The sequence below is a fragment of the Kluyvera sp. 142486 genome (genome assembly GCF_046569695.1).
Lineage (GTDB): Bacteria > Pseudomonadota > Gammaproteobacteria > Enterobacterales > Enterobacteriaceae > Kluyvera.
In genome coordinates this window covers 39520-52056 of the sequence record NZ_JBKHUI010000007.1, presented here as the reverse complement: position 1 = coordinate 52056, position 12537 = coordinate 39520, and the positions used below count along the sequence as shown (strand labels likewise).

At 56.2% G+C, this 12537-nt stretch carries 12 protein-coding genes; 3 read left to right on the top strand and 9 right to left on the bottom strand.

Annotated features, from left to right (window positions below; genetic code table 11):
• Window positions 1–22 precede the first annotated feature (22 nt).
• The 4 genes from ACLGE8_RS09665 to ACLGE8_RS09650 all read right to left on the bottom strand — a co-directional run bounded on the left by ACLGE8_RS09665 (window position 23) and on the right by ACLGE8_RS09650 (window position 2518).
• A complete protein-coding gene (locus ACLGE8_RS09665) occupies window positions 23–922 on the bottom strand; it encodes a Dyp-type peroxidase (protein ID WP_410998176.1) in 900 nt (299 codons plus the stop codon).
• A gap of 97 nt (window positions 923–1019) precedes the next feature.
• Complete coding sequence (locus ACLGE8_RS09660) at window positions 1020–1595, bottom strand: RpoE-regulated lipoprotein (RefSeq protein WP_410998174.1); 576 nt, start codon at window positions 1593–1595, stop codon at window positions 1020–1022.
• Between the two features lie 61 nt (window positions 1596–1656).
• Window positions 1657–2106 (bottom strand): DUF2919 domain-containing protein, encoded by a 450-nt coding sequence (locus ACLGE8_RS09655; protein WP_410998172.1) that lies wholly within the window; start codon window positions 2104–2106, stop codon window positions 1657–1659.
• Window positions 2093–2518, bottom strand: coding sequence for a GNAT family acetyltransferase (locus tag ACLGE8_RS09650; protein WP_035891508.1), 426 nt, complete (start codon window positions 2516–2518; stop codon window positions 2093–2095). Before ACLGE8_RS09650 ends, ACLGE8_RS09655 begins: the two co-directional genes overlap by 14 nt.
• Window positions 2519–2731: 213 nt before the next feature.
• On the opposite strand from ACLGE8_RS09650, the gene amiA reads away from it, so the two are divergent.
• Both amiA and hemF read left to right on the top strand, forming a co-directional pair.
• Window positions 2732–3601, top strand: coding sequence for an N-acetylmuramoyl-L-alanine amidase AmiA (gene amiA / locus ACLGE8_RS09645; RefSeq protein ID WP_395593919.1), 870 nt, complete (start codon window positions 2732–2734; stop codon window positions 3599–3601).
• Entirely contained in the window at window positions 3601–4500 is a 900-nt protein-coding gene (gene hemF, locus ACLGE8_RS09640) for an oxygen-dependent coproporphyrinogen oxidase (protein ID WP_410998170.1), read from the top strand. The genes amiA and hemF overlap by 1 nt, the downstream gene beginning before the upstream one ends.
• 43 nt (window positions 4501–4543) lie before the next feature.
• Here the strand turns inward: hemF and maeB are convergent, their stop codons facing one another.
• Together maeB and ACLGE8_RS09630 are read right to left on the bottom strand one after the other, a co-directional pair.
• The gene (gene maeB, locus ACLGE8_RS09635) at window positions 4544–6823 is read right to left on the bottom strand and encodes an NADP-dependent oxaloacetate-decarboxylating malate dehydrogenase (protein WP_410998168.1); all 2280 of its coding nucleotides are present in this window, start codon (window positions 6821–6823) and stop codon (window positions 4544–4546) included.
• Window positions 6824–7068: 245 nt separating this feature from the next.
• Entirely contained in the window at window positions 7069–7980 is a 912-nt protein-coding gene (locus ACLGE8_RS09630; protein ID WP_410998166.1) for a LysR substrate-binding domain-containing protein, read from the bottom strand.
• Between the two features lie 204 nt (window positions 7981–8184).
• Between ACLGE8_RS09630 and ACLGE8_RS09625 the strand changes: the two genes are divergently transcribed.
• Entirely contained in the window at window positions 8185–8511 is a 327-nt protein-coding gene (locus tag ACLGE8_RS09625) for an EthD family reductase (protein ID WP_410998382.1), read from the top strand.
• On the opposite strand, the gene ACLGE8_RS09620 is transcribed toward ACLGE8_RS09625, so the two are convergent.
• The 3 genes from ACLGE8_RS09620 to aegA form a co-directional block, all read right to left on the bottom strand.
• The gene (locus tag ACLGE8_RS09620; RefSeq protein ID WP_410998164.1) at window positions 8508–9557 is read right to left on the bottom strand and encodes a DUF1176 domain-containing protein; all 1050 of its coding nucleotides are present in this window, start codon (window positions 9555–9557) and stop codon (window positions 8508–8510) included. The genes ACLGE8_RS09625 and ACLGE8_RS09620 overlap by 4 nt on opposite strands.
• Window positions 9558–9660: 103 nt before the next feature.
• Window positions 9661–10239 (bottom strand): GDP-mannose pyrophosphatase NudK, encoded by a 579-nt coding sequence (gene nudK / locus ACLGE8_RS09615; protein ID WP_410998162.1) that lies wholly within the window; start codon window positions 10237–10239, stop codon window positions 9661–9663.
• Window positions 10240–10296: 57 nt separating this feature from the next.
• A complete protein-coding gene (aegA, locus tag ACLGE8_RS09610) occupies window positions 10297–12279 on the bottom strand; it encodes a formate-dependent uric acid utilization protein AegA (protein WP_410998160.1) in 1983 nt (660 codons plus the stop codon).
• Window positions 12280–12537: the final 258 nt, after the last annotated feature.

Genomic DNA, 12537 nt, shown 5'->3' with positions numbered 1-12537 from the left:
GGGTGAGGGGGGCAACACCAAACTACAACGCCACCAGCTTATCCAGCGAAGGCGCAAAGTAATACCCACCGGTCACCGGTTTGGTGAAGCGCAACATCGCATCACGCTTACCGTCGGTGTCGCCAAACATGCTCAGCAGCTGCTGTTCAATGTTATGCAACCGCGCGCAGTAGGCGCAGAAATAGAGGCCATGAGTGCCGCTCGCGGTGCCGTAAGGCAGGCTCTGGCGCACGATTTTCAGCCCTTTGCCGTCTTCTTTCAGGTCAACGCGGGTCAGGTGAGAAGTTTCCGGGCGCTCGTCGCCGTCAATCTCTTCGTTGGCTTCTTTGGTACGGCCAAACATCATTTCCTGATCCGGCACGCTCATGCGGTTAAGCTGCTTGAGGTTGTGCTCCCAGCGCTGCACGAAGACGTAGCTGCCACCTGCGTCAACGCCGTCTTTAATCACCGCCACTTCGCGGCGCGTCTCTTCACCCGCCGGGTTCTCGGTGCCATCAACGAAACCGCTCAGGTCACGCTCTTCAACCCAACGGAAGCCGTGCACTTCTTCCTGCACGTCCAGGGAATCACCGAACGCCGCCAGCGCAGCCTGGGCAACGGAGAAGTTCACGTCGTGGCGCAGCGACAGAATGTGGATCAGCACATCAAACTGCGTGGAGGGTGCAAGTCCTTTACCGTACGGAGGGAAATCTTTCAGCTCTTCTGCACCTACGCCGCCGCTCAGCTCACGCCAGGTGTCATGACCAAACGCAACCACCGCGCCTAAATGTGCGTCCGGGAATTTATCCTGAAACACCGCCAGCTTTTCGGCAAAAATTTTGCTGCCGGCACGCAGGGCGTTTACGTCCCCTTTGAGATTGGCTTCAATCCAAATCGCCGCACGGCAATGTTCCGGCAAAATGCCGCTCTGAACCTGAGACATCGCTCCTCCTGAAATAAAATGCCACGACATCGTGGCATATAAAAACCTCACACATTGTACCCGCTTTTGGCACCGGCGGGGCTATCTGGCGTCAAATTTAGCGCCGCCAGATAATTTTCTTCAGCGTCCAGTTCTTCAGGGTATCGTCCGGCGGCATCAGACCCTGCGGCCCCTGCCAGTCGCCCGAGAACTGATAGCTGATGTGCTCGCTGTCTTTGGCCTTACACTCGACGACGTTGCTATCGTCTCCCGTGGCCGCCTGACAGTTACCGAAGGCTTTATCGTAAACGTTGTTGAACGGGGTACCGACCTTCACGTCATCCGCGGCTTCAATACTGTCATCAAGAACATCAATACGGCTGACGGTGCCGCTATCGCCGTTAATCACCAGCGCCAGCGTATCGCCGCGCAGTGCTTCAAAGTAGTGAACGATATTACCGTCGTGCGCCTTCATTCCGCTACGCAGGCGGTAGCTGCTGCCGAGCGCGTCGCTAATCGCCTGCTCGTTCAGCGCCGTTGAGCCGCTAAGCCCGCCCACGCCCTGCTCCGTCACGCCGGCAGAGGAACCAAACCAGTTCCACGGATAGGCGGCAGACCAGTTCACCGACGACAGCGTAGAGCAACCGGTCAGCGCCAGCGGGAGGGCACACAAGAGTAAACGCAGCGATTTCATTGATACTTCCTATATATTCAAGTCAGGCCTATTGGAGTCCAGTAAACACAAAAAGTGCCGTCTATTCTGCAACATCCGTAAAACAGGCGCGTAAACGCCGGTTGGTGATAAGCCACCATAAGGCAAAAATATCGAGTAAAAACAGGCTTAAGCCTATGCCAGAGAGCGTTTCGCCGCTTAGCCAAAGGTAGGGCTGCCAGAGCAGTAAAATCAGTTGGGCGAGGATCAACACCGGGCGCAGCCATTGCCATAGGCGCGGATACAGATGCCGCCGCCCACTGAGCAAAAAGGCCAATACCGCCGGAACGCCGGGAAGCAGGCCTATCCAGAAAAGGCTATGGTCGGGATAAAACAGATTCAGCAGCGCATCGCCCTGGTCGCGCGATGCACCCGCCATCAGGAACAGCACCCACGTCCGCGCCTGCAACAACAGCAGGCACCAGAACAGGAAAGGCAGCCGCAGACGGCCCTGCGGGTCGTAATCAGCGGGCGAAAACTCAGTACTCTTCATCTTCTATCAGGCGCTTACCTAAACTTTGTGCATCGGCATGTTCATAGCCTAAACGCTCATACATCCCCAGCACCACGTCGTTTTCTTCGCGCACCATAATCTGGATCTTCGGGCAGCCACGGGCAATCAACTTCTTCTCAAGACGATTAAGCAGCGCGTTGGCGATGCCGCGCCCCCGGTATTCCGGGTGTACGCCAAGATAGTATGCGGAGCCACGGTGGCCATCGTAACCGCCCATAATAGTGCCCACCACTTCACCATTCACTTCGGCGACCAGGAACAGGCTGACGTCGTGGTTTACCTTGCGCTCGATGTCCATCTCCGGGTCGTTCCACGGCCGCAGCAGATCGCATCGCTCCCACAGGGTGATGACCTCTTCAAAGTCCGACTGGCGAAAAACGCGTATCTCCATGGTATTACCCGCCTTTTCAGGTTTAAAAACAGTGATTATGGCGTGAACGGGCAATTTAGCCAATATCTGACGCGGCACAGTGAAAAAAATGGCATAATACGGTACAGACACGTATTGAAATGAAAAGTAAAACAATTCTCATCACGAACAGTCGTAACCGAAATCGCGATACGATATAACATATAGATTCTTGTTTTTACAACTCAGGCCGGAATGAGCACTTTTAAACCCTTAAAAATACTGACTTCGCGCCGCCAGGTGCTAAAAGCCGGATTGGCTGCACTCACGCTGTCAGGGATCGCCTCCCAGGCAGTTGCTAAAGAGACTAATTTAAAAACCAGCAACGGTCACAGTAAACCGGCAAAGAAATCGTCGGGCAGACGCTTAGTGATGCTGGACCCAGGCCACGGCGGTATTGATACCGGGGCCATTGGGCATAACGGTTCGAAAGAAAAACACGTGGTGCTGGCAATTGCTAAAAACGTCCGCGCTATTTTGCAAAAGAACGGTATCGATGCCAAATTGACCCGCTCTGGCGACACCTTTATTCCGCTGTACGACAGGGTCGAGATTGCCCATCAACACGGCGCGGATCTGTTCATGTCGATTCATGCGGACGGCTTTACCAACCCTTCAGCGGCGGGCGCGTCGGTGTTTGCCCTCTCCAACCGTGGGGCCAGTAGCGCCATGGCAAAATACCTGTCGGACAAAGAAAACGCCGCCGATGAACTCGCCGGCAAGAAGGCCAAGGATAAAGACCATCTGCTCCAGCAGGTGCTGTTTGACCTCGTCCAGACCGACACCATTAAAAACAGCCTGACGCTCGGCTCGCACGTGCTGAAGAAAATTAAGCCGGTGCACAAGCTGCACAGCCGCAGTACGGAACAGGCCGCGTTTGTGGTGCTAAAGTCGCCTTCCATTCCGTCGGTGCTGGTGGAAACCTCATTTATCACCAACCCAGGTGAAGAAAAGCTGCTGGGTACCACCGCATTCCGGCAGAAAATTGCCAATGCGATCGCCTCCGGCATCATCAGCTATTTCCACTGGTTTGATAACCAGAAAGCCCACGCGAAGAGACGTTAATGACCATCAACGTACAGCAGGTGAAAGCCTTTTTGCTCAAGCTACAGGACGATATCTGCCAGCAACTTGAGCGCGCAGACGGCAGCTCCTTTATTGAGGATAGCTGGCAGCGTGAAGCAGGCGGCGGCGGTCGCAGCCGGGTGCTGCGCGGCGGCAGCGTCTTTGAACAGGCCGGGGTGAACTTCTCCCACGTCCACGGGGACGCGATGCCTGCATCTGCAACCGCACATCGCCCGGAGCTTGCCGGGCGCAGTTTTGAAGCTATGGGCGTGTCGCTGGTGGTGCATCCGCGTAACCCTTACGTGCCAACAAGCCACGCCAACGTGCGCTTTTTTATCGCCGAAAAACCAGGCGCTGAGCCGGTTTGGTGGTTTGGCGGCGGCTTTGATTTAACGCCCTACTACGGTTTTCAGGAAGATGCAGTGCACTGGCATACCGTCGCCCGCGACCTGTGTCAGCCGTTTGGCGAGGATGTCTACCCGCGCTATAAAAAGTGGTGCGACGACTATTTCCATCTCAAACACCGCAACGAGCAGCGCGGCATTGGCGGCCTGTTCTTTGACGACCTGAATACGCCAGACTTTGACCACTGCTTTGGCTTTATGCAGGCGGTGGGGAAAGGCTTCACCGACGCTTATCTGCCGATCGTTGAGCGCCGTAAGGAAACACAGTACGGCGAACGCGAGCGTGATTTCCAGCTCTACCGCCGCGGCCGCTACGTGGAGTTCAACCTGGTGTGGGATCGCGGCACCCTGTTCGGATTGCAGACCGGCGGGCGTACGGAGTCGATTCTGATGTCGATGCCGCCGCTGGTGCGCTGGGAGTATGGCTACCAGCCAGAAGATGGCAGCCCGGAAGCCGCCTTGAGCGAATTCATTAAAGTGAAAGACTGGCTCTGAGCTAACCCGGGGTCGGCGTAAACGCCTCGCCCGGGCTACATGGTTACAGCGGCTGGGTTTGCGCTTCGACGACCGCCAGCGCCACCATGTTGACGATACGGCGCACGGAAGCAATTGGCGTCAGGATATGTACCGGCTTCGATACCCCCATCAGCACCGGCCCCACGGTGACCCCTTCAGAGCTGGATACGCGCAGCAGGTTGTAGCTGATACGCGCTGCTTCCATATTTGGCATCACCAGAATGTTCGCGGAACCTTTCAGCGGGCTGTCCGGCATGCGGTCATTACGGATGCTTTCCACCAGCGCGGCATCGCCGTGCATTTCACCGTCAATCATCAGCTCAGGCGCACGCGCCTTGACCAGCTCCAGCGCTTCGCGCATTTTGCTGGCGGACGGGCAGTCGGACGAACCAAAGTTAGAGTGTGACAGCAGCGCCACGCGCGGTTCGATACCGAAACGACGTACACTTTCCGCCGCCATCAGGGTAATTTCAGCAATCTGCTCTGGATTTGGATCGTTGTTGACGTAGGTGTCGGCAATAAAGGTGTTACCGCTTGGCAGCAGCAGCGCGTTCATTGCACCGGCGGTATGTACGCCTTCACGGTAGCCAAACAGCGGCTGTACGGCGCAGAAGTGCTCGTGGTAGTCGCCGATAGTGCCGCAGATCATACCGTCAGCTTCGCCGCGCAGCACCATAATGGAGCCAATCGCGGTGGTGTTGCTGCGCATTTCACGCTGCGCCTGCTCCTGAGTGATGCCACGACGCTTCATCAGGTTGTAATATTCCTGCCAGTACTCTTTAAAGCGCGGGTCCGATTCGTTGTTAACGATTTCAAAGTCTACGCCCGCTTTGATTTGCAGCCCCAGCTTCTGCAGACGCATTTCAATGACGCTTGGGCGACCAATCAGAATCGGCTTCGCCAGACCCAGCGTGATCAGCTCCTGCGTGGCGTGCAGTACGCGGTTATCTTCCCCTTCTGCCAGCACTATGCGCTTCGGCTCTTTACGCGCCTGAGAGAAAATCGGCTTCATGAACAGGTTGGTTTTGTAGACGAACTCGCTCAGTTTTTCGATGTAGGCATCAAAATCGGCAATCGGGCGCTTCGCCACGCCGGAGTCCATCGCCGCTTTCGCCACTGCCGGGGCGATCTTGACGATCAGACGCGGATCGAACGGCTTAGGAATAATATATTCCGGGCCAAAGCTCAGGTCCTGGTCACCGTAGGCGGAAGCCACTACTTCGCTCTGCTCGGCATGCGCCAGTTCAGCAATTGCATGCACCGCCGCCAGCTTCATCTCTTCGTTGATCGCCGTTGCGCCAACGTCCAGCGCGCCGCGGAAGATGAACGGGAAGCACAGTACGTTGTTCACCTGGTTCGGATAGTCTGAACGGCCAGTACAGATAATGGCATCCGGACGCACTTCTTTCGCCAGCGGCGGCAGAATCTCCGGCTCTGGGTTGGCCAGCGCCAGAATCATCGGCGCACGGGCCATCTTCTTGACCATCTCCTGGGTCAGTACTTTCGGGCCGGAACAGCCAAGGAAGATATCGGCATCGGCAATCACGTCGTCGAGGCTGCGTTTACCGTCATCTTTTACCGCATAGGCGGCTTTGGTTTCCGCCATGTTTGGCTCGCGGCCTTCGTAAATCACGCCTTTCGAGTCGCAGACCACGATGTTGTGTTTCTGCATCCCCAGCGCCACCAGCAGGTTCATACAGGCAATCGCCGCCGCACCCGCGCCGGAAACCACCATGCGCACGTCGGAGATATTTTTCTCGACGACGCGCAGGCCGTTGAGGATAGCCGCGGTGCTGATGATAGCCGTACCGTGCTGATCGTCATGGAACACAGGAATGTTCATACGTTCACGCAGTTTCTGCTCAATGTAGAAACATTCCGGTGCTTTGATATCTTCCAGGTTGATGCCGCCGAAGGTAGGCTCCAGCGCGGCAACCACGTCGATAAATTTGTCAGGGTTGGTTTCGTCCACCTCGATGTCGAAAACATCAATACCGGCGAACTTCTTGAACAAAACGCCCTTGCCTTCCATTACCGGCTTACCGGCGAGCGCGCCGATATTCCCCAACCCGAGTACCGCGGTGCCGTTTGACACCACCGCCACCAGGTTGCCGCGCGCCGTATATTTGTACGCCGCCAGCGGGTCTTTTTCGATTTCCAGACACGGCGCCGCTACGCCCGGAGAGTAGGCCAGCGCAAGGTCGCGCTGCGTTGCCAGCGGCTTGGTCGGGGAGACTTGAATTTTTCCTGGGATAGGGAATTCATGGAAATCGAGGGCACTTTGTTTTAATTGGTCGTCCATTTAGGGTTCCTTTCACGTATCGAACTAAAAAGGTGAAGCGCAATTACGTTCCTGATGCACTCCCGAAGGAAGCGCCTAGTATCGCCTTTGGCAGCCCGGTAAACTTTGAAGGCCGCCATACTCTTGCGAACACGCTTTGCTTTGTTATTGATTTATTGCTCGCATGTTATCAACTATCGATAGCAAGATCATGATTTCCATCTATGCTTTTTCGTTATGTTAGCCATAACCAAATCGTTATGGGGTTAATCTAAGCGCCCCTCCTTACCCGCCCGTACCAGCTCATCCACCGCATAACGAATCTTCGGCAGCAGCTGGCGATTTTTCGGCCAGATGGCGCTGATAGGCATCTCCGCGCCCGCGCTTTCCGTCAACACTTCAACCAGCAATCCCTGGGCCAGCGCGTCTGCCACCAGCCAGCGCGGTAGCTGCGAGAGCCCGCAGCCAGCAAGCGTTGCCGCCAGCATGGCATCACCGTCGGCCATCTCAAAGGTTGGCGGCGGCGTGAAGCGCGTTATCTGCCCATCCACCGACTTTAAGAGCCACGAAATCGGCTGATTGCGGCGAAAACCGACCACGCAACGGTGGCGAGCCAGTTCGTCTGCACAACGCGGTTCGCCAAATACCTTGAGATAGGACGGGGCCGCGCAGATAACCAGTTTCTGCGTCGTCAGTCGTCGAGCGACCAGCCCGCTGCTGTCGGCCAGTTCACCGATGCGCACCACAAGATCGATCCCCTCTTCAATCAGGTCAACAAAGCGCTCGCTGAAGGTCACCGTCAGCGACAGTTCAGGATAGCGTTGGGTAATGACGAACAGGATCGGCAGCACGCGCTGGCGGCCAAAAGCCGACGGTAGATCAACCCGCAGCCGACCGGACGGATGAATCACATGCGAAGTCAGCTCAGCTTCCGCCTGCTCAAGAATATCGATCGCCTGCTGGCAACGCGAAAGGAAGGCTTCACCGTCGGGAGTAAGGCTCAGACGGCGGGTAGAACGCTGAAACAGCGTTAACCCGAGGCGTGCTTCGAGGCGGCTCACGCTCTTGCCCACCGCCGATTTGGTCAGCCCCAGTTGCTCTGCGGCGGCGGTAAAGCTGCCCTGCTGTGCCGTTGTCACAAAAGCGGTGATCCCGCCGAGGTTGTCGGTTTTGCGCATCGTTCCACGTCCACTGAATTAAGTCCCCTGATTCTGTAGCGCATTGGAGAATTTATGTCTACAAAGAAGCAACCTAAACCCCATTTATCGCCAGAATAAAATCAATCATAGTATTCAGCGTGATGACGAATCGCCATCATGTGGCAAAGCAGGCCTGTCCTGAATCGTTAAATTAATCATTGAGTTGATAAGCTGGAGAACATGATGACAACGGCAAATGGTTTTAAACACGTCGGCCTATTGACGAAGAAAGAGACGCAAAGTTTTGAAGAGTTTGTCGCCCACTGGCAGGCGGTGCACAGCAAGATTGCTCTGGCGCTGCCGGGCCTGCGCGGCTACGTGCTGAACCCTATCGATCGCCGGATTTACCCCGACTCACCGATCGACGGTTTTTCCGAACTGTGGTTTGATTCACTGGAGGATGCGATGGCGGCCTTTGCCTCTCCGGTGGGCCAGGAGGCATTTGACGATGTACCGAATTTTGCCACTCACGTAGCGGTTACCTATATTACGGAAATCAGAAAGCGTTAACCGGAGACCCACTGCGTCGCCCACGCATCCGCGCTCTGCCAGCTGTCGCATTCCGGCTGCGCGGCATAGCGCACCAGGCGGAAGCGTTGGCCGTCATAGCGCCAGCGCGTTTGCACACCACAGTCGCCCAGGCCACGGCCTTTATCCAGCGTCACCAGCTCCCGGGAGTTTTCATTAAAGGTCAGGTTGACCAACTCAATATCACGGCTGTCGCTACCGGCAGGCAGGAATGGCAGGCGCAGACGTATTGGCGTCGTGATAAACGGCTTCTGACGCGATACCAGCCAGGCAAGATAGATGGTGTTGTAGGCACCGGATTCGCAGCTGGTCATGATCAGCGCTTTATCGTCGCTTAAGGCGGTAACCCACACTTCGCGGCGGATAGGGTCCAAAGAGCATTGGTTGTTGTTCATGCGCCAGGTGGCGAAGTCGAGCAGATCGTTGTACTCATCGTGGCTCAGCGGCACGGGCGCGGGAATCGCTTTCACCGCCGATTTCAGCGCCGGAGCGGGCGGCACGCTCATTGGCGGTTCGTCGCCTTTGCGGACCCATGCGGTTTCATTTCCCACGCGCTTTTGCTGGGCGTCGATAAACAGCAGCGCTGCCTTCAACCCTTTCAGCGACATCACCTGCACGCCTTTATCCAGCGTAATGGCATCGGCATCCTGAACCTGCTGGAGAAACGCATCGATGGTGACGCTATCGCCAGTCGTCAGAAGCTTAGGCTGCACTTTCCAGTGCTCACCGGAAAGCTTGAGCGGTTTGCCGTCCAGCAGCAGTCGCGGCTCAATCGCCGGAACGGCGGCAACCGGGTTCACCAGACCGCCTAGCTCGATACGCAGCTGTGCGTCGGTATGCGCCCCGGCGCTACGACTTAGCGTCATCACCAGACCGTGGTGCAGACCCACGTTGCGGGTCACGCAAAAATTCTGGTTATTACAGGTCACTAACCAGTCGGAAAACAGCTGCTGCGCTGGCGCGGCCCACGTCACCGACGTCGGGAGCAACCCGATGCAGAAGAAAAACAGGAGAACGTGGTAACGCATGGACGGTACAACCCCAGAAGAAAAAAGCATCAACATACTGGGGGGTATCTTCACTATCGAAGCGGCGCGGCTCAATCGGATTTATCGGATTGAGCATTACCCTTTATTGCGCCATAAGACCGGAGTTTTGCAGATACTGGAGCAAAATCACCGTTTTACCGTCGCAAATTTCGCCACTACGAATCATCTCAATTGCCTGGGTAAACGGCAGCTCCAGCACATCAATATCTTCATCTTCCACCCCACCACCGTCATTCTGCCGCAGACGTTCGTCATACTCGGCGATAAAGAAGTGGACGATTTCAGTGACGCCGCCCGGTGACATATAAAGCTGGAACACTTTACGCACGTTGCTGACCTGATAGCCGGTCTCTTCAATCGCCTCTTTACGGATGCAGGCTTCCGGCTCGTCATCATCCAGCAGGCCCGCGCAGGTTTCAATCAACATACCGTCGAGATTACCGTTAACCCAGGTGGCGACGCGGAACTGGCGCACCAGCACTACGCTCTGTTTGTGGCGGTTATACAGCAGCACCGTCGCGCCGTTGCCGCGATCGTATACTTCGCGCTTATGCTGGACGACCTCACCGTTTCGCTGGGTTAAGTTGTAGGTGATATTGCGCAGGATAAAGTAGTTTTCGGAGAGGATTTTATCTTTGATAACGATGATATTCAGGGACATGCGAGCTCCACGGCGTAATACGGATAGCGCATATTACGCCGCTGAGCCCGGCTATCGTCAATGCGCAGGGATGATTTTTACCCCCAGCCAGTCGAGAATACCCTGTGCGGCATGTCTCCCTTCGGCCATCGCGGTCACCACCAGGTCAGCCCCGCGCACCGCATCGCCACCGGCAAAAATCTGCGGGTTGCTGGTCTGATAGCGGTAAGGCGAATTGACGTTGGCGCGGATACGCCCCCAGTCATCTACGTCGACGCCTTTGGCATTAAGCCACGGCATGCTGTGCGGGTGGAAACCAAAGGCCATGATCACCGCATCGGCTGGCATCACAAATTCGCTGCCTGGGATTGGCATCGGCCTACGGCGGCCCTGAGCATCCGGCTCGCCGAGCTGGGTGCGCAGCAGGCGAATACCGCAAACGTGGCCTTTCTCATCCAGCTCAAGGGTTACCGGCTGAACGTTAAACTCAAACTCAGCGCCCTCTTCTTTGGCATTCTTAACCTCTTTTTTCGACCCCGGCATGTTAGCTTCGTCGCGACGATAGGCGCAGGTCACCTTCTGCGCACCGTGGCGCAGCGCGGTACGCACGCAGTCCATCGCCGTATCACCCCCGCCGAGCACCACCACGTTCAGCCCTTTGGTATTGATGTAAGGCTCGTCAGGTAGCTCACCGATGCCCATCACGTTTTTGGTGTTAGCAATCAGGAACGGTAGCGCATCGTAAACCCCCGGTGCGTCTTCATTCGGCAAGTCGGCCTTCATCGAGCGATAGGTCCCGACGCCGACAAACACCGCGTCGTAATCGGCAAGCAGCGTCTCCAGCGCGATATCTTTACCAATCTCGCAGTTCAGCTCAAAGCGAATACCCATCTCGGTAAAAATCTCACGGCGGCGCGCCATCAGCGATTTATCCAGCTTGAAGGAAGGGATGCCGAAGGTCAGCAGGCCGCCGATTTCCGGGTGGCGGTCAAACACCACCGGCTCCACGCCCTGGCGCACCAGAATATCGGCGCACGCCAGCCCCGCCGGACCAGCGCCAATAATAGCTACCCGCTTACCGCTGCTGGCAATGTTACCGACCGTAGGCCGCCAGCCTTTGGCCAGCGCACGGTCAGAGATATAGCGTTCGATATTGCCGATGGTCACCGCGCCGTGTTCGTCGCGAATGGTGCAGGCCCCTTCGCATAGCCGGTCCTGCGGGCAGACGCGACCGGTAATCTCCGGCAGCGGGTTGGTTTGGTGCGACAGTTCTACCGCGGCGTCGATATCCCCGGCGTTCACGCGTTCAATCCACTGCGGAATATGGTTGTGCAGCGGACAGGTCCATTCACAAATACTGTGTTCACCGCAGGTCAGACAGCGTGAAGCCGCCTGCTGCGCCTGCGCTTCTTTTAGCGGCAGATAGATTTCGGCAAAGCCGGTTTTGCGGGCTTCGATATTCAGCTTATCGGCCTCACCGCGTACGGGCGTCTGGGCCATCTGCTCGACTTTACTGCGCTGCACCTCAGGGGCAACGGTGCGGCTGTCGCTGTGCCACGGCTGTGCTTCCCGGCAGGCGGTCTGCAGGCGACGGTTTTTGGCGATATCGCTAAGCTGCTGGCTGGTCATCAATTGCAGCGCATCTGCCGGGCAGTTCTCCACGCACGCCGGACCCGCCGCACGTCCATGGCACAGATCGCATTTGTGAGCGCTGGCTTTGACGCGCCCCTCTTTGGTTGGCGTCAGCACCATCTGCATGGTGCCGAACGGGCAGGCCACCACGCAGGATTTACAGCCAATACATTTTGCCTGATCGACCAGAATAGCGTCATCGCTCTGGCGTATCGCGCCGTTCGGGCAGCTACGGGCGCAGGGGGCATCTTCACAGTGGTGGCAGGTCGCCGCCCCTCGTTGGTTGTTCATCTTCACGGTGGTAATGCGCGGAATAAACTGCGCTGAAGTCAGCACATGTTGCTCATCGTTATGCGACATTACACAGGCTACTTCACACGCCTTGCATCCAATGCATTTTTGGCTATCTACCCTAATAAAACGGTTCATACATTCTCAGCCTATGGTTCAAATTAACCTTATATTTATAAGCCCTATTTATTAGCCGAGTATTCCTCACCCAGGCAATGTCCATTTGCCCAGAAACGGTGACTATTTATCAGTATGATGTGGCAGATCAAAAAATTTCAGCTTAAATGAAATTACGTTTCAGGGGCCAAGGCCGATAGCGTAAGGATCTGCAAACCGTTTCTGGAAAGCGGAATGATAATTTACATTATCTCCTTTTTTTCTCCACGATTGTTGAGG